General features: G+C 66.9%; 23 protein-coding genes. 6 read left to right on the top strand and 17 right to left on the bottom strand.

Annotated features, from left to right (window positions below):
- Positions 1–168: 168 nt before the first annotated feature.
- Positions 169–618, top strand: a complete 450-nt coding sequence (locus tag ACVIJ6_RS14415; RefSeq protein WP_012046969.1) for a DUF4399 domain-containing protein — start codon at positions 169–171, stop codon at positions 616–618.
- An 87-nt stretch (positions 619–705) separates the two neighbouring features.
- Here ACVIJ6_RS14415 and ACVIJ6_RS14410 read toward each other — a convergent pair whose 3' ends face one another.
- Complete coding sequence (locus ACVIJ6_RS14410) at positions 706–1962, bottom strand: aminopeptidase (RefSeq protein ID WP_456773225.1); 1257 nt, start codon at positions 1960–1962, stop codon at positions 706–708.
- A gap of 815 nt (positions 1963–2777) precedes the next feature.
- On the bottom strand, positions 2778–3173 hold the full coding sequence (locus ACVIJ6_RS14405) for a GFA family protein (RefSeq protein ID WP_456773224.1): 396 nt from the start codon (positions 3171–3173) through the stop codon (positions 2778–2780).
- A 352-nt stretch (positions 3174–3525) separates the two neighbouring features.
- Between ACVIJ6_RS14405 and ACVIJ6_RS14400 the strand changes: the two genes are divergently transcribed.
- Positions 3526–4098 (top strand): hypothetical protein, encoded by a 573-nt coding sequence (locus tag ACVIJ6_RS14400; RefSeq protein ID WP_456773223.1) that lies wholly within the window; start codon positions 3526–3528, stop codon positions 4096–4098.
- Between the two features lie 209 nt (positions 4099–4307).
- Here ACVIJ6_RS14400 and ACVIJ6_RS14395 read toward each other — a convergent pair whose 3' ends face one another.
- The 8 genes from ACVIJ6_RS14395 to ACVIJ6_RS14360 all read right to left on the bottom strand — a co-directional run bounded on the left by ACVIJ6_RS14395 (position 4308) and on the right by ACVIJ6_RS14360 (position 12374).
- Complete coding sequence (locus ACVIJ6_RS14395) at positions 4308–4907, bottom strand: VOC family protein (protein WP_456773222.1); 600 nt, start codon at positions 4905–4907, stop codon at positions 4308–4310.
- Between the two features lie 279 nt (positions 4908–5186).
- Positions 5187–5903 carry an SDR family oxidoreductase gene (locus tag ACVIJ6_RS14390; protein ID WP_456773221.1) on the bottom strand — a complete coding sequence of 239 codons (717 nt, stop codon included), beginning with the start codon at positions 5901–5903 and terminating at the stop codon, positions 5187–5189.
- Positions 5900–6760: an ATP-binding cassette domain-containing protein gene (locus tag ACVIJ6_RS14385; protein ID WP_456773220.1), complete on the bottom strand. Its 861-nt coding sequence runs from the start codon at positions 6758–6760 to the stop codon at positions 5900–5902. Before ACVIJ6_RS14385 ends, ACVIJ6_RS14390 begins: the two co-directional genes overlap by 4 nt.
- A complete protein-coding gene (locus ACVIJ6_RS14380) occupies positions 6757–7632 on the bottom strand; it encodes an ABC transporter ATP-binding protein (RefSeq protein WP_456773219.1) in 876 nt (291 codons plus the stop codon). Before ACVIJ6_RS14380 ends, ACVIJ6_RS14385 begins: the two co-directional genes overlap by 4 nt.
- Positions 7629–8519, bottom strand: coding sequence for an ABC transporter permease (locus ACVIJ6_RS14375; protein WP_456773218.1), 891 nt, complete (start codon positions 8517–8519; stop codon positions 7629–7631). Before ACVIJ6_RS14375 ends, ACVIJ6_RS14380 begins: the two co-directional genes overlap by 4 nt.
- A complete protein-coding gene (locus ACVIJ6_RS14370) occupies positions 8512–9519 on the bottom strand; it encodes an ABC transporter permease (RefSeq protein WP_456773217.1) in 1008 nt (335 codons plus the stop codon). Before ACVIJ6_RS14370 ends, ACVIJ6_RS14375 begins: the two co-directional genes overlap by 8 nt.
- Positions 9520–9534: 15 nt before the next feature.
- Complete coding sequence (locus tag ACVIJ6_RS14365; RefSeq protein ID WP_456773216.1) at positions 9535–11076, bottom strand: ABC transporter substrate-binding protein; 1542 nt, start codon at positions 11074–11076, stop codon at positions 9535–9537.
- A gap of 65 nt (positions 11077–11141) precedes the next feature.
- Complete coding sequence (locus ACVIJ6_RS14360; protein WP_456773215.1) at positions 11142–12374, bottom strand: dienelactone hydrolase family protein; 1233 nt, start codon at positions 12372–12374, stop codon at positions 11142–11144.
- A 155-nt stretch (positions 12375–12529) separates the two neighbouring features.
- Between ACVIJ6_RS14360 and ACVIJ6_RS14355 the strand changes: the two genes are divergently transcribed.
- A complete protein-coding gene (locus ACVIJ6_RS14355; protein ID WP_456773214.1) occupies positions 12530–13162 on the top strand; it encodes a winged helix DNA-binding protein in 633 nt (210 codons plus the stop codon).
- 13 nt (positions 13163–13175) lie between these two features.
- Here the strand turns inward: ACVIJ6_RS14355 and ACVIJ6_RS14350 are convergent, their stop codons facing one another.
- On the bottom strand, positions 13176–14756 hold the full coding sequence (locus ACVIJ6_RS14350) for a hypothetical protein (RefSeq protein WP_456773213.1): 1581 nt from the start codon (positions 14754–14756) through the stop codon (positions 13176–13178).
- A gap of 133 nt (positions 14757–14889) precedes the next feature.
- On the opposite strand from ACVIJ6_RS14350, the gene ACVIJ6_RS14345 reads away from it, so the two are divergent.
- From ACVIJ6_RS14345 to ACVIJ6_RS14335, 3 genes are read left to right on the top strand one after another with little or no spacing between them, the layout of a single operon-like run.
- The gene (locus ACVIJ6_RS14345) at positions 14890–16317 is read left to right on the top strand and encodes a UbiA family prenyltransferase (RefSeq protein ID WP_456773212.1); all 1428 of its coding nucleotides are present in this window, start codon (positions 14890–14892) and stop codon (positions 16315–16317) included.
- Positions 16318–16326: 9 nt separating this feature from the next.
- Positions 16327–17661, top strand: coding sequence for an FAD-binding protein (locus ACVIJ6_RS14340; protein ID WP_456773211.1), 1335 nt, complete (start codon positions 16327–16329; stop codon positions 17659–17661).
- 3 nt (positions 17662–17664) lie between these two features.
- Positions 17665–18411 carry an SDR family oxidoreductase gene (locus ACVIJ6_RS14335; protein ID WP_456773210.1) on the top strand — a complete coding sequence of 249 codons (747 nt, stop codon included), beginning with the start codon at positions 17665–17667 and terminating at the stop codon, positions 18409–18411.
- Here the strand turns inward: ACVIJ6_RS14335 and ACVIJ6_RS14330 are convergent.
- From ACVIJ6_RS14330 to ACVIJ6_RS14305, 6 genes are all read right to left on the bottom strand, one after another.
- Positions 18392–21580: an efflux RND transporter permease subunit gene (locus tag ACVIJ6_RS14330; protein ID WP_456773209.1), complete on the bottom strand. Its 3189-nt coding sequence runs from the start codon at positions 21578–21580 to the stop codon at positions 18392–18394. The genes ACVIJ6_RS14335 and ACVIJ6_RS14330 overlap by 20 nt on opposite strands.
- Positions 21573–22565: a divalent metal ion exporter adaptor subunit IhpB gene (ihpB, locus tag ACVIJ6_RS14325; protein ID WP_456773208.1), complete on the bottom strand. Its 993-nt coding sequence runs from the start codon at positions 22563–22565 to the stop codon at positions 21573–21575. The genes ACVIJ6_RS14330 and ihpB overlap by 8 nt, the downstream gene beginning before the upstream one ends.
- Positions 22562–23830: a divalent metal ion exporter subunit IhpA gene (ihpA, locus tag ACVIJ6_RS14320; RefSeq protein ID WP_456773207.1), complete on the bottom strand. Its 1269-nt coding sequence runs from the start codon at positions 23828–23830 to the stop codon at positions 22562–22564. Before ihpA ends, ihpB begins: the two co-directional genes overlap by 4 nt.
- Before the next feature lie 58 nt (positions 23831–23888).
- Entirely contained in the window at positions 23889–24209 is a 321-nt protein-coding gene (locus ACVIJ6_RS14315; RefSeq protein WP_456773206.1) for a hypothetical protein, read from the bottom strand.
- A 121-nt stretch (positions 24210–24330) separates the two neighbouring features.
- Positions 24331–24915 carry a LysE family transporter gene (locus tag ACVIJ6_RS14310; RefSeq protein WP_456773205.1) on the bottom strand — a complete coding sequence of 195 codons (585 nt, stop codon included), beginning with the start codon at positions 24913–24915 and terminating at the stop codon, positions 24331–24333.
- A 72-nt stretch (positions 24916–24987) separates the two neighbouring features.
- Positions 24988–26544 carry a hypothetical protein gene (locus ACVIJ6_RS14305; RefSeq protein ID WP_456773204.1) on the bottom strand — a complete coding sequence of 519 codons (1557 nt, stop codon included), beginning with the start codon at positions 26542–26544 and terminating at the stop codon, positions 24988–24990.
- Positions 26545–26578: the final 34 nt, after the last annotated feature.

The raw sequence follows: 26578 nt of genomic DNA, 5'->3' as shown, positions 1-26578 counted from the left end.
ACGTCACGCGAGCGCCGCAATTTGTTCGCGGCCCCGCCAAACCTCCTGATCTAGTGTTTGTCCGCACTGCAAGATGCGGACGTGCTTGTTATGCTTGCGCGACACAACTTGCAGCATGCTTTCACCTTTTGAGATTTGCCGCCTTCGCAGAGACAAGGATTTGCCGACATGCGCCGACTGAGCCTCACAACCGCCCTCCTGCTGTCGACCGTGACGTTCGCCATGGCTGGCGAAACGCCCGCCCCCGACAACGCCAAGGCTTATTTCATCAACCTCAAGGATGGCGACACGGTCACCTCGCCGGTGCTGATCCGCTTCGGCCTGTCCGGCATGGGCGTCGCTCCGTCCGGCACCGAGGCTCCGAACACCGGCCATCATCACCTCCTCATCGACGCGCCGGCGCTCGAAGGCGATGCGCTGAACGAGGCGATCCCGGTGGACGCCGAGCACGTCCATTTCGGCAAGGGCCAGACCGAAGCCTCGGTCAATCTGACGCCGGGCAAGCACACGCTGCAGCTCGTGCTCGGCGATTGGAGCCACATCCCGCACAACAAGCCGGTGATGTCCGAGCGCATCACCGTGAACGTGCAGGCCACGACCGGCAGCGCGAAGCAATAAGGCTGCCTTCGCGGACCGCGGCACGCGGACCATTCGAAGCAGTCGACGGTCTGGGCCGGTGCGGACATCGCTCCGGCCCATGCGGGCTCAAGCCCACTCGCCCTTGCGAAACACCGGCACGCGGCGGCCATCGGCATCGATGCCGTCAATGTCGGTCTCGGCGGCGCCGATCATCCAGTCGATGTGGATCAGGCTCTGATTGCCGCCTTGAGCCGCGATCTGCTGTGGCGACAGCGAGGTGCCGTTGACAAAGCATTTCGAGTAGCACTGGCCGAGCGCGATGTGCGAGGCGGCGTTCTCGTCGAACAGCGTGTTGTAGAACAACAGGCCGCTCTTGGAGATCGGCGACGAGTGCGGCACCAGCGCGACCTCGCCGAGCCGGCGCGCGCCCTCGTCGGTGTCCAGCACCTTGTTCAGAACCTCCCCGCCTTTCGACGCCTTGGCCTCGACGATGCGGCCTTCCTCGAACTTGACCTGGATGTTGTCGATCAAGGTGCCCTGATAGGACAGCGGTTTCGAGCTGACGACGTGGCCGGAGACGCGGCGGCAATGCGGCGTGGTGAAGACCTCCTCGGTCGGGATGTTGGCGTTGCAGATGATGCCGTTCTTGGCGGTCGACGCGCCGCCCTCCCATTCATGGCCGTCGGCGAGACCGATCGTCAGGTCCATGCCGGGCCCGGTGTAGTGCAGCGCGCTGAAGCGCTGGCCATTGAGCCATTCGGTGCGCTCGCGCAGCACCGCGTTGTGACGCTCCCAGGCGGACACCGCATCTTCCCGATCGACACGCGAGGCGGCAAAGATCGCATCCGCGAGCTTGGCGACGGCGACCTCCTCCGGCACATCGGGGAACACCAGCCTGGCCCATGATGCGCTCGGATAGGCGATGATGTTCCAGTTGGTTTCGAAATTGGTGATCTTCTCCAGCGCCGGCTGGTAGGCCTTGGAATTGGCCTTACTGGCGCGTGCGACCTTGGCCGGATCCTGACCAGACAGCAGCATGGGATTGTCGCCGACGATCGCGAGCCGCGCGGTGTTCTCCGAGAACGCCTTGGCCATGCCCTGATAGAGCCAGTCGGCGGCACGATCGAAGCTGGTGTCGTGACCAAAGCGGTAGCGCGCCAGCGTCAGCTCCTCATCGGAGAAGAACGAGGTCACGATGCCCGCGCCGGCCTTGTAGGCGTGCTCCGCGACCTTCCGGACCAGCGGCAGCGCCACCGACGGCGCGGTCAGCAACAGATCCTGCCCCGGCTGCAGCTGCAGGCCGACCTTCACCGCAACCTCGGCAAGACGGTCGAGCTTCACGGGATCGATGGCGGCATCGAAATTGCGCGGATGTGCGGTCATCAGAGGTATCCAGCTCCGGTTTCTTTTCGCGGTCTTCAAGAGATAGGCCAATGAATGGGACGGTCAATGGCGAAGCAGCGGCACTGCGGTCATCTCTCCGCCGTCCCGCGCAGCGCGGGGGCGGGACCGCCGCTGGTCCGGACTGCCGCCGGAGCTTGCCGGCACGGTCGATCATTCTCGCGCCGCTTGTCGCGTCCGAGTGTTGCCCATTCGATCACCCTCTTCAAAGCGAGGGTGCAGGGAAGGCCGGGCCTCGACTGAGGCCCGTGGCCCGCCTGCGAAAAAAAAGCAGGCGGCAGGTACCACAGGTCCAGCCGGAACGACCCGGCCCTCCCTGCGCGATGGTTTTCACGGCTGCTTCGCGTTCTCCCCGGTGCGCCGGGCTTCTGGTCACCGTCACCCGCGCGGCGCGCACAGCGCCTTCGCAGGCTTGATACCGGCATCGGGATATCAGGACGACGCGACTTGACCGTGCGGACCGGTGTTGTTCGTCGGCGCGATCAACTCACGCTGCAAACCGGCCCGCCCATCACATCCCGCACTCCACGCTTCGTGACGACCGCGCAGCGCCCCTCGTCGATGAGACGGGACGCCGAGAGAAGATCACACGATTCCGAAAAAGCGAAGCGGAATATTTTTGCCGGCGGAACTGGACAGCCCAAATCAGCTTGATCGGACTGGCGAAATCGGATTATCGACGCCGCCCCTTTCGCGGGGCGGAGCGGCCGCGACGCGCTCATCGCGAGCAGGCGCGCGCCCGCTGCGTCGCCCGACGGATCGCAGCGACACGACACCGCCCCGATGCCCGGATCGCGTCAGTCCTCGACGTGCGGCCCGTCACCATGAACATACCAATCAGCGCGTGACGCCCAATGCACGTGACGATCGGGCGCGGCTCCGAGCGGTTCATCGAAGCTGCCGGCCGGGACAATGACCTCTCGGCCGCTGCGCGTCAGATGCGGCATCGGGCTGCCGCAGCGACTGCAGAAGGCCGTCGCGAAGCTACGCGCCTGCGGCAGGTCGAAGCGTGCGACCCGGGCTTCGCCCTGCAGCCAGCGCAGCGCCGCGGCCTTGACGATGACCTCGCAGGAATGCGCCGTGCCGCTGGCCTTACGGCATCGTGAACAATGACAGTTGAGAAATCTGTCGAACGGGCCGTCGACCTCGAACACGACCTCACCGCACAGGCAGCTGCCACGAAATCTCGCCATATTCATCTCCTCTGAGGCAAGCGCTCAGATCCGTGCGCCTTGGTCTGGAGAACCACTGCGCGGCGCCACGCTGCGATTGACTAACAAGTCTAAGCGTGGCGGCCGAAAGGGCCGCGATGTCACGTGCTCTCGTCCTGATACAATTCCAGGTCCGACCGCGGAGCTGAGAGAGCACACCGTACCCTGGTAGTCGTGAGAAAGAGTCAATTACTTGCGTTGAATTGGAACCTGCCTCGATGGGCAGGCCCCTCGCGGTTTTGCATGGCTCACCGGCGATTCCGTCACTTTGAGGACATGATTGACGGCTGATTGACACGTGGCAGGGGGATTTCACAGTTCAGGAGTCCTCCAAATGTATCGTGTTGTCATCCTCGTCGCCGCATTGCTGGCGCTCTCGACGCAGGCTCAGGCCCGCACCCGTCACCACCACTATCACTCTCATCACTTTGCGTACCGCCATCACCACTCGGCCATGTATGCCATGGCCTCGATCGCAGGCGAGGGCCGCGTAGTCGGCGGCCGTCCGTCAGGATGCCCGCACGCCTTCTGCGGCTGCGAAGCGTCGCTCTACAAGTTCGGCCGCGTCATTCCCGAGCTCAATCTCGCCTCGAACTGGCGTCGCTTTCCGCGGGCCTATCCCGCGCCTGGCATGGCTGCGGTCCGTCCCGGCCATGTCATGATCCTGCAGCAGCAGGTCGCGGACAATGTCTGGCTTGTGCATGACGGCAACTCCGGGGGTCACGTCACCCGCGAGCACCCGCGCTCCATCGCAGGCTATACGATCGTGAATCCGGATACGGCATCGTCGATGTACGGCGCGGCCAGCAGCTTCACCCGCCAGGCCCGCGCACCAGCCTATCAGCATCTCGCCCATGCGCGGACGGATGGTTGGATAGCCAGCGCAACGCCGATGGCGTTCAACTAAGCCGGTCCCAGCCCGTCTCTCCTCGATCAAACGAGCCGTCGCTTGATCGCCGTTGCACAGGCGCGCGATGCTCACCGTCGACGCATGCCCGCGCTCCGATGCGCACGCCATTGCGCATCGGAGAATCATGGCACGGCGCCTATGCGAGCCACTCGGCAACCAAGAGCGACGGTGCGCGACCGAGCCTGATCCGAACGGGGACAGCACGCCTACTTCTGCGGCTCCGTCGTCGACCACAGCAAGGTCGTCGCCCCCTTCTCGTAGGCCATGCCCTTGGGGTAGCTGATCAGCTCCATCTGCAGATCCCAGGGAGTGAGGAAGTACAGGATCGACTGGCCGCCAGCCGGTCCCTCGGTGATCGGAATGGGCCCCTGCATCGTGCGCACACCCTTCGATTTCAGATAGGCAGCGGCCTTGTCGATGTCGTCGACATAGAGCGCGATGTGGTGGCCGCCAAGATCGCTGTTCTTCGGCTGCGTCTTCGCCTGGTCCGGCGCCTCATACTGAAATAGCTCGATATTCGAGCCATAGCCGCAGCGAACCATGCTGATCTCGTGAATGATCGCGCGCGGATGCACGTTCACGACATCCTGCATGAACGTGCCCTTGTCGTCGGAGAACGGCCCGAACGACATCGCCTGCTTGCAGCCGATCACGTCCGTGAAGAAGGCAATCGCGGCCTTGACGTCGGGCACGGTGATGCCGGTGTGGTCATGGCCGCGCAGGCCGGGGATGGAATCGGCGGATGCGAGGATGGTGGAGAGGGCGAGGGCGGTGATGGTTGAGCTAATCAACTTGGCTGTCTTCATTGACGGACTCCTCATGACGAAACTAACTACGTGATCTCGGCTCGCGCGAGGACCACCCTCCCCTGGAGGGGGAGGGTCGCCTCGCATGAGCGAAGCGAATGAGAGGCGGGGTGGGGTAGGCCCAGGGGACAGCTCGTCGTGAGGAGAGATCACCCCACCCCGATCGCTTCGCGATCGACCCTCCCCCTCCAGGGGAGGGTGGAGCTTGCGGCGGCTGCGCGGATTTGTTTCGGGCGCTGAGATTGAGGAAGCTTCGGCACGAGCGGCGCACCTCGCGCGTCACCCCGATGCCAGCTGCTTCTCCACCGCCTTGTGATCCTGCGCGAGGCCGGCGGCGAGGCCCTTGGCCATGTCGCCGACATAGATGTCCTCCTCACCGGCTTCGTAGCCGTCGAGAATGTCTTTTGCGGCATCGGCCGGGGTCATCTTCGGAATGGGAAGACCCGCGGTCATGCGCGTGTCGACTGCGCCGGGCAGCGCGGCTGCGACGCGGACGCCCTTTGGCGTGAGCTCGCCGCGCAGGCCTTGCGTGAGGCTCAGAGCCGCGGCCTTCGAGGCGCAATAGGAGCCCATCAGCGGCAGGTTCACCCGCGCCAGGATGGTGAGGATGTTGAGCACCGCGCCATGGTTCTTGACCAGGACAGGCGCGAAGACGCGGGTCAGTCGCAGCGGCGCCAGGTAGTTGATCTCGATCTCCTCCTTGGCGAAAGCGAGATCGGGCGCGAGCAGGAAGGCGGTGTTGTGATTGACGCCCGCATTGTTGATCAGCAGGGTCGCGTCCGATGCCTGTAAGGCGGCCGCCGCCGCGTCGGCATCGCTGGTGACATCGAGCTTCAGCGGCACGACCTTGTCGGTGGCAGCAAGCCCCGAGATGTCGCGCGCGGCGGCGTAGATCTTGGCCGCGCCGCGGGCGAGCAGCTCGGCGATGAGCGCCGTGGCGATCGCGCCGGTGGCGCCGGTGATAACGACGACGGAGTCCTTGATCGAAGCACTCATGCGGCTGATCCCTGCTGCTGGGGTTGCTGACGGGACGGAGTGTCGTCGAGCCAGCCCGGCTCGACATCGGGGAGCGGAATGGCGGCGAGAAGTTGGCGGGTATAGGCGTGTTGCGGATGGGAGAAGATGCGGCCGACCGGGCCATGCTCGACCACTTCGCCGCCCCTGAGGATGGCGACCTCGTCGCACAGCACGCGGATCACCGAAAGATCATGGCTGATGAAGACGACGGTAAGACCGAGCTTGGCGCGCAGCTCCTTCAGCAGCATCAGGATATGCGCCTGGGTGGAGACGTCGAGGCCGGAGACGATCTCATCGGCGACGATGAAGTCCGGCTGCAGCGCCAGGGCCCGCGCGATGCCGGCGCGCTGACGCTGGCCCCCGGAGAGTTCGTGCGGATAGCGGTCGACGAACGCCGTCGGCAGGCCGACGAGATCGAGCAGCGCGGCGGCACGGTCGCGGCGATCGCGCCGGCCCCTCAGCCGGCCATAGACCTGGAGCTGCCGCGTCAAGGTCACCGCGAGCGGCAGGCGCGGATTGAGCGAGGATTGCGGATCCTGGAAGATCATCTGGATCCGCGCGCGCAGCGGGCGCAGCGCGGCTTCCGACAAGTGACTGATCTCGGTGCCGTCGAACTGGATGCCGCCCGACGTCGGCTCGAGCAGCCGCACCAGGAGCCGCCCGAGCGTGGTCTTGCCGGAACCGGACTCGCCCACGAGACCGAGCACCGCGCCGCGTGGCACCGCGAGATCGACAGATTTGATGACGTCACGCATCACAGGCTTGCCGAACGGCGACGTCGATCGGGCCGGATAGGCGAAGCCGAGCTGGCCGGTGCGGAGCAGGATGTCGCTCATGCCGGCCTCGTCGCGGGAAGCTGATCGAGCCGGCGCGCCTCGGCCCAGAGGCTTTCGATCAGCGTCGGCGGCACCGGCTTCAGCGCATCCGCCGGGCGATCAGCGCGTGGCGTCGCCGCCAGCAGCGCGCGGGTGTAGGCATGATGCGGCTTCACCAGCACGTCCGCGGTCGGGCCGTCCTCGAGAACGCGGCCGGCATGCAGCACGGTCATGCTGCGGCAGATCTTGGCGACCACGCCGAGATCGTGGGTGACGAACAGGATCGCGGCGCCGTGGCGCTGGCGCATCCGCTCGACCAGCTGCAGCACCTGGCGCTGCACGGTGACATCGAGCGCCGTGGTCGGCTCGTCGGCGATGACCAGCGCCGGGTCGCAGGCAAACGCCATCGCGATCAGCACACGCTGACGCATTCCGCCGGATAGTTCGTGGGGATAGAGCTGCAGCACGCGCGCGGGATCGCGGATCGCGACCTCGGCGAGCAGATCGGCTGCGCGATCCAGCGCGGCGCGCTTCGACAGGCCGAGATGCAACTGCACCAGTGCGACCATCTGCGTGCCGATGCGCCGGACCGGATTGAGCGAGGTCATCGGATCCTGCGGGATCAGCGCGATGCGGCGTCCGAGCAGATTGCGCCGCTCCTTGTCGGGCATCGCCAGCAGGTCGCGGCCTTCGAACTGCACCTGGCCGGTACGGATCGCAGCCCTGGCCGGCAACAGTCCGAAGATGGTGCGGCCGACCATCGATTTGCCGGCGCCGGACTCGCCGACCAGGCCGCGCACCTCGCCGGCCGCGACGCGCAAGGAGACGCCGCGCAGCACATTGGCGGCGCCGATCGCGACATGGAGATTGTCGATTTCGAGCACGGCACTCATCGGCGCTGCACCGGATCGAGCGCGGCGCGCAGACCGTCGCCGAGCAGATTGAAGCCGATGACGCTGATGATGACGGCGAGAATCGGCAGCGCCATGATCCACGGCGCCTGGTAGACGATCTGCCGTCCCTCGGTGATCATGCCGCCCCAGCTCGCGGTGTCGCCGGTGACGGAGATGCCGACAAAGGACAGGATGACCTCGACCAGGATCGCGATACCCATCTCGACCGCCAGCAGGGTGACGATCAGCGGCACGAGATTGGGCAGGATCTCCAGCCGCAGCGCCTGCGCGCGGGTGAGACCGAGCACGCGCGCGGCCGCGGCATAGTCGCGCGCGAGCTGGGCCTGGGTCTCGGCTCTGATGATGCGGGCGAAGCGGGTCCAATCGACCACGACGATGGCGGCGATGACCGACACGAGCCCGGCGCCGATCACGGCGGCGAGCACGATCGACAACAGCACCGGCGGAAACGCCATCCATACATCGATCAGCCGCGAGACCGACTGATCGGGAACGCCGCCGAACGCTCCCGCGACGAGGCCGAGCGCGATGCCGATGATCGCGGCGAGCAGCGAGGCGATCAGCGCCACCGAAACGGCGGTCCGCGCGGAATACATCAGGCGCGACAGGACGCAGCGCCCGAGGCTGTCGGTGCCCAGCGGAAACGCCGCCTCGCCGCCGCGCATGAAGGCGGGCGGCAGTTGCGCCGACATCAGATCCTGCTCGGCCGGATCATGCGGCGCGATCACCGGCGCGAACAGCGCGATCAACAGCAGCAGGGCAACGATGCCGCCGCCGATCCACAGCCGCGGCCCGCCGCGCGTGAGCGCGCTGCGCCAGCGCGAGGCTGGCGCGGAGATCGGCCCCGAGAGAATGAGATCAGCCATGACGCAGCCTCGGATCGAGCACGGCCACCAGGAGATCGACGGCGAGGTTGAGGGCGATGAACAGCACCGCAAAGGTCAGGATCAGTCCCTGGATCAGCGGGAAATCGCGGTTGATGACCGCGTCGATCGCCATGTTGCCGATGCCCTCATAGGAGAAGATGCGCTCGACCAGCACGGTGCCGCCGAGCAACAGGGTGACCTGCACGCCGGACAACGCCACGGTCGGGATCAGCGCGTTCGGAAACACCTCGCGCTGCAGGATGGTGGTGCGCGAGAAGCCGCGGGTGCGCGCGATCTGGGCGTAGTCCTGATCCTCGGCCTCGGCGAGCTGCGCCTTCAACAGCCGCGCGACCAGCGCGGCGAACGGCAACGCCAAGGCCAGCGACGGCAGCAACATGTGGCGCAGGAGATCGGCGGCGACGGCGAACCGCAAGGTGAGCAGGCTTTCGATCAGATAGAAATGGGTGCGGAAGGCGACCGCGAGCTGCGGATCGAGCCGGCCGGAGATCGGCAACAGCGGCAGCAGCACGCCGAAACCGAGCAGCAGGATCAGCGCCCACAGGAAATCGGGAATGGCGAGGAAGAAGCCGTTGACGGTGTCGAGCAGCCATTCGAGGCGGCTGCCGCGCAGCAGGCTGCCGACCACGGCCACCGCCACGCCCATCATGAGCGCCAGGCTGACCGCGAGCGTGGCGAGTTCCAATGTCGCCGGCAGCCGCGCACCGACTAGCTCGAAGACCTGCTGGCGCAGGCTGATCGAGCGGCCGAAATCGCCTGATGCGACCTGGCCGAGCCATGTCACGAATTGCGCCAGCAGCGGCTGGTCGAGGCCATAGAGCGCGCGCAGCCGCGCGATATCCGCCGGCGAGGCGCCCGGCGGGATCATCATCGCGATGGGATCGCCGGGCACCACGCGCAGCAGCACGAACACGATGGCGCCGACGCCGAGCAAGGTCGGCGGGATCAGAGCGAGGCGCTTGAGAATGGCGCTCCAGCGCATCGCCCGATTCTCCGCTCAGCCCTGGGTGACGAGCTGCGGCAGGATCATGCCGTTGGCCTGCGGCACCAGCTTCAGCCCCTTCTTATGGATGATCGGCTGGACATATTGCAGCAGCGGAATCACCTCGCCCTCCTCGGCGATGTATTTGTCGACCGCCTTCCAGCCAGCGATGCGCTTGGCGTCGTCCTTCTCGCCCCACAACGGTCCGATGCGCTCGATCAGGTCCTTGCCCTTCCAGGCCGAATGCGGCGACGGACCGAACATCGCAAAGCCGGTCGAGGTCGTGGGATCGCCGATCGCATTGCCCCAATTGTAGAACGCGGCCGGCGCCAGCGCGTGGCGGGCGCGCAGCTCGAAATGCTGCGCGATCTCGTAGACCTCGATATTGGCCTCGATGCCGACCTTGCGCCACATGCCGGCGATCGCCTGGACCATTTCGTAGTCCTTGGGCTTGAAGCCGCGCGTGGTCTGGATCGTGAACTTGACCGGCTTGGCGGTCGAGTAGCCGCTCTTGGCGAGCAGGCTCTTCGCCAGCTCCGGATCATAGGCTGTCTTGATCGACGGATCGAAGGCGGCGTAGCCCGGCGCCTCCAGCGTGTCGATCGGCACGCCGTAGCCCCGCAACAGCTTCTCGACGATCGCCTTTTTGTCGATGGCGTGATTGGCGGCGAGCCGCACATTGCGGTCGAGCATCGGGTCGATGTCGGTCAGGAAGATCATGCCGATATCGGAGATCGGCTGGGTGAGCCCCGCGAGATTCGGCTTGGCCTTGAGGCGGTCGAACTCCTCATAGGGAATCTCGAAGGTGATGTCGGAGCCGCCGGACTCGATCTCGGCGACGCGGCTGGTCGGATCGGTGACGAACTTGAAGACGACGGTGTCGAACGCCGGCTTCGGCCCCCAATAGCCGGGATGCGCCTTCAGCCGCAGGAACGCGTTGCGCTCGAACGCATCCACCTTGTACGGCCCCGAACCGATCGGCGCCTTCTCGAAGCCCTCGGCGCCGACCTTCTCGTAATAGGCCTTCGGCAGCACGTAACCGGTGAGGAACGCCATCCATTTGAACAGCACCGGCTCGAACTCAACGACATCGGCCGTGATGGTCTGGCCGTCGATCTTGAAGTTGTTGATCTTCGACCAGACAAACTGAATCGGGTTGCCGCCCTTCGGATCGGCCGCGCGGGTCAGCGACCACACCACGTCTTCCGGCGTGACCTTGGAGCCGTCGTGCCAGGTCGCGTCGGAGCGCAGCTCCATCGTGACCTTACTGCGATCCTCGTTCCAGCCCCATTTGGTCAGGAGGCCAGGCTTGAAGGAGAGATCGGCGGCCTGGCCGATATAAGGATCGAAGATCGCCTGGTAGATCGACTGGATGGTCGGGTTGACCGCCGAGACGCCGACGGTCGGATCGAACGACGGCAGGTTGACGTTGTAGGCGATGGTCAAGGTGCCCGCGGCGGCGCGCGCCGAATGGATCGGCAGGCCGGGGACGAGAGGTAGCGCAGCCGCACCGGCGAGCTGCAACATCGTACGACGAGAGATCTGATGGTCACGCATGGTGATGCAACTCCGGATGGACTGAAAGGGGATGGCGCCCCGGCAGGCGCCACGATGATCTGCAATCAGTTCGGCGCGCTCTCGGCCCAGCGCTTCATCAGCGTGTTCGAGGGCAGCGATTCATCGACCAGCTTCTTGGCGGTCTCGACGCCCGCGACCGGCAGCTTAGTGGGATCGAGCAGCCCGATCTGCACCAGCACCGAGGCCTGGTCCCAATAAATGTGCTCGTTGTAGAGCTTGTCGCCGCGGAAGCGGACGATCGCGACCAGCGGGATCTCGACATATTTGCCGGTCGGCGGGATGCCGGGCAGCATCCAGTCGATCTCGATGTCGTGGGTGAAGCAGAACAGCATCTCGTCGACGACGCGATCGGCGCCGATGGTGCGCGAGATCGGCACTAGCCTGGTGTCCGCCGGCGTTTTCGGGATGAAGTGATTGGCGTAGAAGCGCAGCAGGTCCTTGTAGCCGACGCCGCCGGTCATGGTCGGGATGTGGTTGACATAGGGCTCGGCGACCATCGTGCCCATCGTCGCCTCCGCCGAGCGGGTGGCGAATTCAAGCTCGGTGTGACGGTCCCACAGCGACGACAGATCGTAATGCGGGCCGAGAACCTTGCGGAACAGCGCGATCGAGCGCGAATGCGCCATCAGGGTCGCCGGCTTGTCGAAGCTGGCGCGCTCCGGCGCGGCGAAAGCGTGGTCGCAGCCGGGATAGAGATAGAATTCGGCATCGTCGCGGCCGGCAAAGCCGGCCTTGATCGCCTCGCGCGCCTCGGCGGGGGCGAACTTGTCGAGCTCCGCAAAGTGGAAGACGATCGGTCCCTTGATGGTCTTGGCCTCGGCGATATCGGCCTCGATGCCGACGCCATAATAGGAGACGGCGCAATCGACATCGGTGCGCGCCGCGGTGAGGTAAGCAAGCTTGCCGCCGAGGCAGAAGCCGAGCGCGCCGACCTTGCCCTTGCATTCGGGCCGCGCGCGCAGCACCTTCAGCGCATCCGCCGTGTCCTTGATCGCGAGATTGACGTCGAAGCGCTGATAGTAGCCGAACGCCTTGGCGAAATCGGCCTCGCCATAGCCGAGCTCGATGCCCGGCTCGAAGCGCCAGAACAGGTCGGGCGCCAGCACGACATAGCCTTCCTCGGCATAGTAGTCGGCGACCGCGCGCATCGAGGCGTTGACGCCGAAGATCTCCTGCAGGAGCACAATGCCGGGACCGGATCCTGATGCCGGGACCGCCAGATAGCCCTTGAACGTGCCGCCATCGGCGGCGGCAATGTCGACCCAATGTCCAGCCATCGTCATGCTCCCCGGTCCTGCCAGCGTCCACAGTGACGCCGCACCTGATGTATTTTCTTCATTGAATTTTTAATGTAAAAATATCGGATGTAAACAGCAGAGATTGAGCATGCGCTGCACACGCATTGTGCGGAGCGGCATCGGGAGACGGGATATTGAAAAGGGCTGATGGCGCCGCGGCGACGCGCAAGGCCGTGGCGGTGAAGGCGAAATCCGCCGGCCGCGGGACAGGTTCACAACCGGCCAAGACACGCAACGCGGCGAATGCGAACGGCGACAAGGGCTCCTGGCATCTTGCCCGCAGCGAGGCCGAGCGGCGGCTGTCGGATTTCGAATTCGCGCTGGAGCGACTGGCGCAGTCCTATTACCGCTGGAAGGCATCCTGCCTCGCTGCGGTGTGCGAGGTGCCGCTGACCGGCGACGACGTCGCCGTCCTCAATGTCGTGCGCATGGGCGACGAGCCGAAGCGGCTCGCCGAAGTCGGCCAATTGCTCAACCGCGTCGACGTGCCCAATCTGCAATATGCGACGCGCAAGCTGGTGCGCGCCGGGCTGATCGAGACCGAGGGCCGCTCCTCGCGCAAGGAGACGCGCTACCGCGCCACCGCCCGCGGCCGCGCCGTCACCGAGGACTATGCCGCCTTGCGCGCCGCGACGCTGCCGCCGCTGTTCGACGCGCTGCCCGGCTGGATCGACAGCTGCGCGGCAACCACCGCGCAACTCGACCAGATGTCGGGACTCTATGGCCAGGCGGCGCGCGTCGCCATCACCAAGCGCCACCAGTCCTAATCGCGCCGCGCATTCAGCGCGGCGCGTCGACGATCGTGACCTTCCACAAGGTGCAGATCACGCCAACCCGGCCGACGCTGTGCGCCAGCGGCTCGGCCTGCACCTTGTGCGTGGCGCGCAGATGATCGAACCAGGCGCGCCCCGGCGTTTCGATCACCAGGAACTGGGCACCATTGCGCACGACATCCGCCGTGCTCACGATTTGCGGCATCGGCAGCCAGCCCTGCAAGGCCTGTAGAATGTGATAGTCGACCGCATTGCCCGGCGACCGCGTCGGATAGGTCATCACCACATCCCAATCGAGCGGAAATCGATAGGCCGCAGCATACGCGGCATAGGCGGCGCGCGGCAGAAAGACATGGGGCGAGTCCGCGATCACCGGCAGGTCACCACCGACATGGGTGCGCTCGAAATAGCCGCCATTCGCATCGGCGCAGACGGGGTCGCCGTGGAACGGCGTGGCCGCATGATCCATGGCGTTGCGCAGCATCACCCCCCCGATCAGCAGCGCGGCCGGCAAAGCCAGTGCGCGCGGTGCGGCCACGAGCAACCACTGCGCAAAGGCTGCGAGAAGCAGGTAGGACACCACGATCTGCGGGGTGAAGAACCGCGGCACGAAGATCGGGACAGCGGCCCGCGACACGATCCAGCCGGCGAGCGCGAAGGCGGTAAAGCCGGCCGCGAGGAGGCCGAGATATCGGGCTGGCTGCCCTTGGTCGCTAGCGACCATCTCCTCGAGCCGCAGCGGCGTTCGTTTCAGCCATGCCATTCCGGCGCTGCCCAGACCCAGCAACGCGACCACGCTGATCGCCAGCAGCCATTGCGACGAGAACAGGGTCTCGGCCAGCGCGCTCCAGCCCGGCTCCGTCATCCAGCCATACGGGCTCGCCACCTGCAATTGCTCGCGCAGCACCGGCGTCCAGGCCAGAAGGAGGAGCACCGCCGGACCTGTCGCAAGCAGCGTCCGGCGCAGCAGCGCACCGTCACGCGGCCGGCTGAGACAGCCGGCCAGCGCGATGCAGCCGACATAGGCAATGCCGAACGTATGCGCGAAGGCTAGGCCGACGAAGGACAGCGCTGATAGCGTCAGATCGGCGGAACGACCGCGCTCGATCAGCCGCTGCTGGCACAGCGCCGCGACGGCCGCCGTCGCGAAATAGGTGGCATAGGTCCGCAGCTCGAAGGCGGCGTAGAGCAGGTTGTCGTTCAGCGTGACGAGGATCAGGGCGCCGGCCGTGCAGGAGACGGCCGAGAGCGCACGGCGGGCGAGCCGCCACAGCGCGACAAGGCCGAGGCCGACCAATGCGAAGTTCAGCAGCTTCAACGCCGCGACGACGGGCACGGCTGACGGCAATAGCCGCGTCAGCAGCCATGCGCCGGTGAGATAGAGCGGCGGATTGCCGTCGATGCCGCGCGCGATTCCCCTCCACAGCCTCGGCAGGCTGTCCGCATGCAGCAAATGCGCCGTCAGCAATTCGTCGGCCCACAAGGGATCGTTAACCGAACGGACAGCAAAGGCCGCGAGCGCGCAGCCGCCGAGCCATGCGCCGGCGACCTGGAGAAGCTTCTGGGCTGAGGAACCGGTCGAATCCATGGATGCGCTGCTGCTCGCGCATCCATGACGGAAAATCCTTAGCACCGGCTTTCGTCCTGGTTGCTCCGCGCGGGTTCACACGATCTTAGGGAAGCAAGCCGCAGGATGAGCGCGACGCCAGCAGCGGTGAGAGATGCCACTTCCCTATCAAGACATGACCGGCCCGGGTGACGCCGGCCCACTCCGCGACGCGCGCCTGCGCGGCGGCCGGCCGCTGGTCGTCGATGTCGACGACGTGCTGATGCAGACGAGCCTGTCGAGCGAGGCGATCTGGTCGGAGATCGCCCATCGTCCCGCAGCCGCCATTGCCTTGGCCGCCGCCGTGCTGCGCGGTCCGGCCGAGCTGAAGCGACGCCTGGCCAATTCGGCACATTTCGATCCGGCCCGTCTCGCCTACGACACCGAAACCGTTGCCTATATGCTGCGAGTCCTCGGCGAGGGCCGTCCGGTCTATCTCGCCTCCGACACCTATGATAGCGCGCTCGTCGGTGCAATCGCCCAGCATCTCGGCGTATTCACCGCCTGGACCGCCTCCGCGGATGGCGCCAGGCTCGATCCGGAGGCCCTGAGCCTGCTGCAGTCCTGGAGCCAGGGCTTCGACTATCTCGGCCATGATTCCGAAGTGCTGCCGGCCGGCGCGACGCGAATCCCGCGCCGCTCACCTGCGGCGCCGTCCGTTGCGACCAGCGATCCCGTCGGCTGGCGGGTCTGGGCGAGGCTGCTGCGCGTGCATCAATGGGCCAAGAACGCGCTCGTTCTGGTGCCGCTGCTGACTGCCCATCAATTCGGCCTGTGGCCGGCGATCACGGCGCTGTTTGCGGCGCTTGCCTTTTCGCTCGGCGCCTCCGCGGCCTACATCCTCAACGACCTCGTCGATGTCAGCGCCGACCGCGCCCATGCCACCAAGCGCGAGCGGCCGATCGCCAGCGGCGCGATTGCTCCGGCGCAGGCCATCTCCGCGATGGCGCTGCTGCTCATCGGCGCGATCACGATCGCCGCGGTGGTCTCGCCGGCCTTCCTTGGCGTGCTTGCCGGCTATCTCGCACTGACGACGGCCTATTCGTTCCGACTGAAACGCCTCGCGCTGCTCGACGTGGTCACGCTGGCCGTGCTCTACACGATCCGCGTCGTCGCCGGCGCGGTCGCCATCGGCGTCGCGATGTCGGAATGGCTGTTCGCATTCTCACTCTTCATATTCATGGCCTTGGCGCTGGTGAAACGTTACGTCGAGCTCGATCGCCGGAGCAGCGGCGACCGGCCGCTGTCACGCGATTACCAGCCGAACGACCTGGCGATGATCGCAGTCCTGGCCGCGGCGGCCGGCTTCAATGCCGTCGTCATCTTCACGCTGTACATCTCGTCAGACACGGTGCGCGCGCTCTACAGCCATCCCCAAATCATGTGGGCCAGTTGCCCCGTGCTGATGTATTGGGTCGCCCGCGTGATGCTGTTCGCCCAGCGCGGCCTGATCGACGACGATCCCGTGATCTTCGCGCTGAAGGACCGGGTCAGCTGGCTCGCGCTCGGCACCATCGGCGCGATCATGCTCGCCGCCATGTAACGACCGGTCATGAGCGACCTCGCCGGCTGGGGCAACTATCCGCGCATTCCGACCGAGCAGCTCGCGCCGGCGCGAGCCGAGGCCATCGCGCCGCTGATCGCCGGGCGCAGCGGACTCATTGCCCGCGGCCAGGGGCGCGCCTATGGCGACGCCGCGATCGGCATGGCGACGACGCTGTCATCGTCCGGCCTCAACCGGATGCGCCGCTTCGATCCTGCGAGCGGCGAGCTGACGGTCGAGGCCGGCGTCACCATCGCCGACATCCTCGCGACCTTCGTGCCGCGCGGCTTCTTCCTGAAAGTCGTGCCGGGCACCAAATTCGTCAGCATCGGCGGCGCGATCGCGGCCGACGTCCACGGCAAGAATCATCATCGTGACGGCGGCTTCGGCGACCATGTGATCGCGCTTCGATTGATGCTGCCGGGCGGCGAGATCGTCACCTGCTCGCGGCACGCCAATGCCGAGCTGTTTCATGCCACCGTCGGCGGCATGGGACTGACCGGCATCATTGTCGAGGCGACTTTGGCCCTGATGCCGATCGAGACCGGTTGGCTGGTGCAGGAGACACATGTCGCCGAGGATCTCGACGCGGCCATGGCCGCGCTGGAGCGAACCGCGGCCCATACCTATTCGGTCGCCTGGATCGACTGCCTGGCCCGCGGACGCGCGCTCGGCCGCTCGTTGATCTACGCCGCAGACCATGCAAGCGCAGCCGACAAGGACCGCTTCGCGCCTGCACGGGACGCCTTCCCGCCGCAGCCGCCTGCCGGGCCTTCGATGCCGGCCTTTGTGCCGAGCTTCGCGCTCCACCCGCTCGCTGTGCGCGGCTTCAATGCGCTGTATTTCCGGCGCGGCGCCCGGCAGGCCCTGACGCCGCAACTCGTGCACTGGGATCCCTATTTCTTCCCGCTCGACACGATCGGCCACTGGAATCGCATCTATGGTGCGCGCGGATTCCTGCAGCATCAATGCGTCATTCCCGCCGCCAATGCCCGCCGCGTCCTGGCCCAAATCCTCGACCGCGTCGCGCGACGCGGCAGCGCCTCGTTCCTCGCCGTGCTCAAGCAGCTCGGCGACAGCCATGGCCTGATGTCGTTTCCACTGCGCGGCTACACGCTGGCCATGGATTTTCCGATTCAGGACTCGCTGTTCAGGTTCCTTGACGAACTCGACGCGATCGTCACGGCCGCCGGAGGCCGACTCTATCTCGCCAAGGATGCGCGGCAGTCGCGCGTCACCTTCGCCGCCGGCTATGCCGGTCTCGACGGTCTGCGCGACATCCGCCGCCGCATCGGCGCCACCGACAAACTCGTCTCCCACCTTTCGGCCCGATTGGGGATCTGAGCCATGACCGAATCCAAATCCGTGCTGGTGATCGGCGGCAGTTCCGACATCGGTCACGCCACGGCGCTGCTTTATGCCGAGCGCGGCTGGCAGGTTGCGCTGGCCGCACGCGACACGATCACGGCACAGCGCAATGCCGACGACATCAAAGCGCGCACCGGCGGCGACGTGGCCGTGCACGCGCTCGACATTCTGTCGACCGACAGGCTCGCCGCCTTCGTCGATGACCTCCCGGCCCTGCCCGACACGGTGATCTCGATGGTCGGCGAGCTCGGCGAGCAGGCCCGCGCCGAACGCGACATCGCGCACGCCGCAATGGTCATGCGCACCAATTTCGAGGCGCCGAGCCTGCTGCTCGGGCTGTTCGCCAACGCCTTCACCGCCCGCGGCTCTGGCACCATCGTCGGCGTCAGCTCGGTGGCCGGCGATCGTGGCCGCGGTTCGAACTACGTCTATGGCGCCGCCAAGGCGGGCTTCTCGCAGTTCCTGTCGGGCTTGCGCAACCGTATGGCGCTGGCCGGCAAGGTCCGCGTCGTCACCGTCAAGCCCGGCTTCGTGCGCACACGCATGACCGCGCATCTGAAGCTGCCGGCGCCACTGACAGTGACGCCCGCCCGCGTCGCCGCTGACATCTACGCCGCCGCCGAGGAGCGTCCGCGCGACGTGATCTACGTCGGCCGCAGGTTCTGGCTGGTGATGACGATCATCGGGCTCATTCCGGAAGCGCTGTTCAAACGGCTGAAGCTGTGACGGACGGTGCCTGCGTCTCCCTCCTGAACAGGACATAGAGTGCCGGCAACACGAGCAAGGTGAGCACGGTCGAGGAGATGATGCCGCCGATCACGACGGTCGCGAGCGGCCGCTGCACTTCGGCACCGGCCCCGGTCGCGAGCGCCATCGGCACGAAGCCGAGCGAGGCGACCAGCGCCGTCATGAGAACCGGGCGCAGGCGCGCCAGGGCGCCCTCCTCCACCGCCGCCAGCACGCTGCGTCCCTCCTGGCGAAGCCGCTCGATGAAGGCGATGATGACGAGACCGTTGAGCACCGCGACGCCTGAGAGCGCGATGAAGCCGACGCCGGCCGAGATCGACAGCGGCAGCCCGCGCAGCAGCAGCGCGACGATGCCGCCGGTCAGTGCCAGCGGCACGCCGGAAAACACCAGCGCGGCGTCCGCAACCGAGCCGATGCTCATGAACAGCAGCAGGAACACCAGAGCGAGCGCGATCGGGACGACGATCGTGAGCCGCTTGGTCGCCGAGACGAGCTGCTCGAACTGGCCGCCCCAGCCGACCCAATAGCCCGGCGGCAGCTTGACCTTTTCGGCGACCGCGGCCTGCGCCTCGGTCACGAACGAGCCGAGATCGCGGGCGCGGACATTGGCCGACACCACGATGCGACGCTTGCCATTCTCGCGGCTGACCTGGTTCGGCCCCGGCGCCGAGGCGACCGTGGCGACTGACGACAGCGGCACGTAGCGCGGCTGGCCTGCGGAATTGAACGCGGTCCGCAGCGGTGCAGCACTCGCCTCGTCCCCGGCCGGCAGCGGAATCGGGATCGCGCGGATCGCGTCGAGATTGCCGCGCAGTCGCTCGGGCAGGCGCACGACGATGTCGAAGCGGCGGTCGCCGTCGAACAGCTTGCCGGTCGCCTTGCCGCCGATCGCGATCTCGACGACGTTCTGCACCTCGGCGACGCTGAGGCCGTAACGCGACAGCGCCTGGCGGTCGATGGCCACGGTCAGGATCGGCAGACCTGCGACCTGCTCGGTCTTGACATCGGTGGCACCGGAGATGCCGCGGATCGCGGCTTCGACCTGGCGCGCCGCGCCCTGCAGAATGTCGAGATCGTCGCCGAAGATCTTGACACCGACGTCGCTGCGCACGCCGGAAATCAGCTCGTTGAAGCGCAACTGGATCGGCTGCGAGATCTCGTAATTGCTGCCGGGAATCTCGTCGGCGGCCGCCTCGACCTCGGCGACGAGCTGCGCCTTGGGCTTCGCCGGATCCGGCCACTGCTCGCGGGGTTTCAGCATGATGTAGCCGTCGCCCTGCGACGGCGCCATCGGGTCGGTGGCGACCTCGGCGGTGCCGATGCGGGTGAAGACGTCCTTCACCTCGGGAATTCGCTTCAGCCTCGCCTCCAGCGCCTTCTGCAGATCGACCGACAGCGTCAGGCTCGTGCCGGGAATGCGCAGCGCGGCCAGCGCGACATCGCCCTCGTCGAGACTCGGGATGAACTCGCCGCCCATGCGCGTCGCCGCGACCCCGCTTGCGGCGACGATCACGACGGCGGCAGCGGCAACCATCATGCGATGCGCGATGACGGCTCGCAGCAGCGGCGCATAGATCCGCCGCGCGCCGCGCATCACCAGGTTCTCCTGCTCCGAAACTCGGCCGGTGACGAAGATCGCGACCGCGGCCGGCACGAAGGTCACGGAGAACAGCACGGCGGCACCGAGCGCCATCAGCACCGTCAGCGCCATCGGCGTGAACATCTTGCCCTCGACGCCGGTCAAGGTCAGCACCGGCAGATAGACCACGGCGATGATCAGCGTGCCGAACAGGCTCGGCCCGATCACCTCGCGCGCGCCGCCGACGATGGTCTGCAGCCGCTCGGCCGTCGTGAGCAGCCCGCCCTTGCGGTGCTGCGCCTGGGCGATCAGGCGCAGGCAGTTCTCGACGATGATGACCGCGCCGTCGACGATGATGCCGAAATCGATCGCTCCCAGACTCATGAGGTTGGCGCTGACCTTGCTCTCGACCATGCCGGTGACGGTCATCGCCATCGACAGCGGGATGATGCAGGCGGTGACCAAGGCGGCGCGGATATTGCCCAGCAGCAGGAACAGCACGACGACGACCAGCGCGGCGCCTTCGAGCAGATTCTTCTCGACGGTGCGGATCGTCGCCTCGACCAGATGGGTACGGTCATAGAGCGTGCGCGTGATCACTCCATCGGGCAGCGATCTCGCGATGTCGTCGAGCCGCGCGGCGACGCGCCGCGCCACCGCTCGGCTGTTCTCGCCGATCAGCAGCATCGCGGTGCCCAGGATCGTCTCCTCGCCATTGAGGGTTGCGGCGCCGGTGCGCAGGTCGCGTCCCTCCGTGACCTCGGCGACGTCGCCGATGCGCACCGGCGTGCCGCCGCGCGCGCCGATCACGATATCCCTGAGCTCGGCAGCGGTGCCGACCTGGCCGGGCGCACGGACCAGATATTGCTCGCCATTGCGCTCGATATAGCCGGCGCCGACATTGGCGTTGTTCGAAGCCAGCGCGGCAATGACCTCGCGGAAGCTGATCTTGTAGGCCATCAGACGGCCGGGATCCGGCAGCACGTGAAACTGGCGTTCGAAGCCGCCGATGGTGTTGACCTCGATCACGCCGGGAACGCCGCGCAGCTGCGGCCGGATGATCCAGTCCTGGATGGTGCGCAGCTCCGTCGGCGAGTAGTCGGCGCCATCAGGCGTCTTCGCGCCGGGCCTGGCCTCGACCGCATACATGAAGATCTCGCCGAGCCCGGTCGAGAGCGGCCCCATCGCGACCTCGACGCCCGGCGGCAGCTGATCCTTGATCTGCTGGATGCGCTCATTGACCTGCTGACGCGCGAAATAGATGTCGGTGCCGTCCTGGAACACGATGGTGACCTGGCTCAGGCCATAGCGCGACAGCGAGCGCGTGTAGTCCAGCCGCGGCAGACCGCCCATCGCGGTCTCGACCGGGAACGTGATGCGCTGCTCGGTCTCGAGCGGCGAATAGCCCGGCGCCTTGGTGTTGATCTGCACCTGGACATTGGTGATGTCGGGCACAGCATCGATCGGCAGCCGGGTGAAATTCCAGGCGCCGAACGCGGCGGCGGCAAGCGAGACCAGCAGCACCAGCCAGCGCTGGCGCACGGCAAATGCGAGGATCGCGTCAATCATGCTCGGCCTCCCCCTTGCCCATCTCGGCTTTCACCACGAAACTGTTCTCGGCGACGTAATGCTCGCCGGGTGACAGACCATCGCGGATCTCGACATGGACCGGATCGGACTCGCCGAGCGCGACCGGCCGCGCCTCGATCTTGTCGCCCTCCTCGCGCACGAACACGACGGTCTTGTTCTCCAGCGTCTGGATCGCGCTGGCGCGCACCGCGACGGCGACGCTGCGCTTGGCCAGCACCAGCCGCGCGGTCACGAACAGGCCGGGGCGCAAGCGGCCGTCGGCATTTCCCAGCACCACGCGTGCGAGCGCAGTCTGCGTCTCGCTGGCGCCGACGGGAGCGATGTAGGACACGTTGCCCTTGATCGGGCCGCGGCCGTCATCGGGGTCGATCAACACCTCGTCGTCGAGCCGGACACGACGGAGATCCTGGCGATAGATCGACAGGTCGACCCAGATCGTGGAGAGGTCCGCGACCACGAAGGCCGGCTTCTGCTCGGAGGCATATTCGCCGAGCGAGATCTGACGATCGATGATGGTGCCGCCGATCGGGGCCTTGAGGTCATAGGCGGTCAGGCTCTGGTTGCTTTCGATCGAGGCGAGCAGCTCATCCTTGGCGACGCTGTCGCCGATCCGCTTCCTGATGGCACGGACGATGCCGGGGAAGCGCGGCGTCACCTGCACCAGCGCCTCCTGGTTGGCGCGGAGCACGCCATTGAACGCCAGCGTGTCCGAGAGCGTCGCCGGCCCCGCTTCGGCGAGCGTGACGCCGGCGGCGGCGAGCTTGACGTCGCTGATGCGGATGCGGTCGGCACCGTGCTCGTCCTGCTCGACGTGATCCTTCGGCGTCCGCTCCTGCTTCTCAGCGTGATCCGTGTGGCCAGCCGCCGCATTCCTGTGCGGCACCGCGTCCGCCAGGAGGTGCGACACCCCGGCGCCAGCTGCAGCCGCAAGGATCGCGATGATGGTGATGGTGGAGGTCTTCATCGCGCGGTCTCCCGAGCCAGAGTGAAGGGGCGGCCGACCAGGCCCTCGATCGTCGCGACCGCGACATGGATGTTCTGCAGCGCCTCCTGTTCGCGCAGCCGGGCCTGCGCCACGCTCGCCTGCGCGTCCAGCACTTCGAGCAGGGTGAAGCGGCCGGCGCTGTAGCCCTGTGCGATCTCGTCCGCCGCCTCCTGCGCCTTGGGGATCGCGATCTCGCGCAGCACGGACAATTCGCGCAGCGAGCCCTGCAGCGAATCATAGGCACGGCCGGCGACGATCAGCAGCGCGTTGCGGTTGGCCTTGCGCTCGGCTTCGGTCTTGGCGAGGCTTTCCTGCGCCGAGAGGATGTTGCCCTGGTTCTGATCGAACACCGGGATCGGCACGGAGACGCTGAGCCTGACCGCGTCGTCCTTCGTGTCGTTGAAGTGCCGCCAGCCGGCGCCGACGCGCACGTCGGGATAGGGTTTCAACCGCGCCAGGAGCAGCTCGGCATTGCGCTGGGCAAAGACCGCGGTCCAGCGCGTCAGCTGCGGATTGGCGTCAATCGCCGTCATGACGCTCTGAAACGATGGCGGCTGGCCGGCGACATCGAAGCGGCCGGTGACGGACGCGAATTTGGCCGAGCTGTCACCGGTCAGCACCGCAAGCTCGCGCCGTGCGCTGGCGAGCGTCGCCTTGACGCGCTCGCGATCGGCGCGCACCAGGGCCGACGCGACCTCGGCACGGCCGGTCTCCGCCGGCGACGACGCACCAGCCTCGACCCGCCGCCGCAGCAGCGGCGTCAGCCGGTCCAGCGCGGCGACCTGATCATCGAGGATCTGGATGCGGCGCTGCGCGGCGAGGACCGTCACGAAGGCAATCGCCGTTTCAGACAAGACTTCGAGCCGCACCGCCTGGCGTTGCACCTCGGCCGCGCGAACGCCGGCCTGGCCGGCGGCGATGCGCGCGTCGCGCTTGCCGAACCATTCGAAGGCCTGGCTGATCTGCAACGTCGTCTCGGCCGCGCGTGTGCCGCGATACGCGCCGGAGCCGAACGAATTGTCCTGCTCATAAGAGAGCTCGGGATTGAGCAGCGCGCCGGCCTGCAGCCGCTGGCCGGAGGCGATGCCGATGTCGCGATCGGCGGCCGATAATCGCGGACTGGCGGCGAGTGCGCGCGACAGCGCCTCGCGCAGGGTCAAGGTCTGCGCGGACGCGGCGTGTGCGGACGCGGCGAGCAAGGCTACGGCGCAGAGCGCGCGCGCAGCCATCCCAGCAAATGACATGAGAAGAACCTGTCTGGACGAGCAAGAATGGACAGCGTCGGCCGTCCGGCACGCAGGGTCAGATCAGGTGTTTCGGCGGCGGAGACTCCGACTCGGAGACGATGCCGGCGCGAAGCGGCGGAATGGCCCAATCGGTTGCGGCGACGATGTCGGCCGGAACGGCCGCGAGCTGCAACTGCGGAATGGCCACCGAGAAGCAGCCATGGCAATGGTGATCGGCCATGCCGCGCGGATCGGAATGACCGGCCTTGTCGAGCAACGACACAATCTCCAGCTTGCCGGCTGGGACATGGGCCACGTCGAGGTCGCAGGCGCCGTGCAGCGCGCCAGCGAGCAGATAGGCCAGCATCACGCACAGGGCAGCGATCCGGCACAGCATGCGCGGACGGCTTCCGTGAGATCGTCGATCAATGCTGCGCACCGCGCCCCCTGGTCGCGCAGCCGATAGCACGTTGCCGCAGCGATTGTCGATCTGCAACAATGTAACAAGGGGAACCGCGTCACAGCACCGCAAGCGCGGGCGCAAGGATGACGCAGGCCAGCAGCGCCAGCGCGGCGGCGCTGCAACGATAGCCGAGCGTCGCCGGCATGACCTGCCCCAGACCGCGCCGCAGCGTCGCACCGAGCACCAGCCAGCCGCCGCCGACCATGATCGTGGAGCAGCCGAGCGCAACTGCGAATGGCAGCAGCTCGATCCCGGCGCCGGGGGCGGGCAGCAAGGTGAAGGCGAAGATGATGGCCTTCGGATTGAACAGCGTGGTGATAAAGACGCGGCGCAGGGTGACTGCGGCCGCATCGCTATGGCCGGCACCGCCATGACGCCACAGTGACGCGGCCAGATGCAGCAGATACAGCACGACCACGACGCGCAAGGCGTGGCCGCCCAGCGGCGCCGTCGCCAGCACCGGTCCGAGCACGACGCGTAGCAACAGGATCGCCAGCAGATAGCCGGCGAGTTCGGCGAGCAGCAGATGCGCGGAGGCGCGCGCGCCGCGGCTGGCGCCTGCCGTCGCCAGCAGCGTGTTGGTCGGACCAGGTGTGGCCAGCAGGGCCGCGGTCGACAGAACGAAGGTCAGCAAATCCATGTTGCCATCGACCATGCGGGCGGCTTGGCCGCCTTGACGAAGGTCAATGTCACACCGGGTCCGGCGCCGTCGTCAGCGGCTCAGGATGTCCAGAGCCACATTCGGCGGCAGCGTCGGCGCGAAGGCCTCGAGCGCGCGCGTGACCTCGGCAGGATCGGCGTCCGTCGTTCGGTAGAAAGCCACGTCGCCGACGGCGACCGTGACGAAAGGCGTGTGCAGCACTGCGACCTTGGTCCAGCCCGCCGGCACGCCTTGCGGGAACCAGCGGTCATAGATCATCGCCATGCCGACCGCGTGCTGCGCTGCAAGCGCGGCCATCTCCGCCGGGCCAAAATGGCCGGCGAGCTTGGCCTTGCGCACCGGCTCGGAGCCGAGACCCCAGAGGTCGAGCACGTAGTTCGGATTGCGATAGGCGACCAGCCCGAGATCGTTGACCGCCACGGGGTGGCGATAGAGCTCCCGGGCAAAGCGGCCCATCTGATATTGCTGCTGATAGATGTTGCGGGACGCCAGTGGCGTCGCGAGCGCGGCAGAGAGATAGGGCCACGCCGCAAAGCCGAGCAGCAGCAGCAGCGGGACGTTCAAGGCCGTCGCGACGCGTGCATCGAGACGCGGCCGGAGGCGAGCGATCAGCCACAGCCACGTCACGGCGGCGAGCGCGAGGACATAGACCTCGTAGCGGTGGAACCAGTCATACTGGCCGAAGGCGACGTGGCCGCCGATCGCCGCCAGCACAGCACCTGCGATGATCCGGGCAGGCCTGTCGCCGCGTAGCCAGCAGGCGGTGGCGGCCACGGCCATGCCGAGCAGCAGCAGCCGCTGGCCGTAGGGATTGATCAGGCTGAGGATCAGATTGTCGGTGACGGCGCTGAACGCGGTGGTGCGCTCATACGCGGCCTCGATGAAGCGGGCCTTCAACAGCACCGAGCTCGGCAGCAGCGGCAGGCCGAGCGCGTGCATGCGCGCCGCATAGGCCAGCAACGCCGCGGCGATCAGCGCGGCGGCCAGCGCGGCGGCGCGGCGTTGCCGCAGGAGCACGAGCGCGGCTAGCGCCGCGCAGGCCAGTGCCGCACCTTCGAAGCGGATCAGCGGCAGCAGCACCAAGGCGGCGATCTGCAATCCGCTCGGCGCGCGGCCCTGCGCCGCGGAGGCGAGGCCGGCGAAGGTGGTCACCGTCGCCCAGACGTGAAGGCTGTGCTCGAGCCCGGTCATCGGCAGCGCGACCGCGCTGATGATGAAGATCACCATCGCGCAGAGCGCACCCACGAACCATGACCCGGCTGCGTCGAACAGGCCGCAGCTCTCCAGCAGCCGCATGAACGTGACGATGGTGGCCGCGGCCGCGGCCGCGCTGACGAGCAGCGGCCCCCAGCCGCCGAGATGCGCCGCCTCGGTGGCGGCGATCAGATAGGGCCAGATGATCGACGAGCTCGGCGATGAAAACTCGCCGGGATTGACGCCATAGCCGCCCGACAGGATCTGATCGGCCACGGCCAGATGGATGTAGGCATCGTCGAGGGTGAAGACGAGACGGCCGCCGGCCAGCTTGATGCTGACGATCAGCTCGACGGCGAACAGCACGAACCAGATCGACAGGGTGACCAGCGTGCGCCGCGACAGCCGCGCCATGAGGCCGTCGCCTCCAGCGCACCGGTCCGCATCT

It is taken from the genome of Bradyrhizobium sp. USDA 4369 (genome assembly GCF_054056435.1).
The sequence above is the reverse complement of the archived record's forward strand: the minus strand, read 5'-3'. Positions and strand labels throughout refer to the sequence as shown.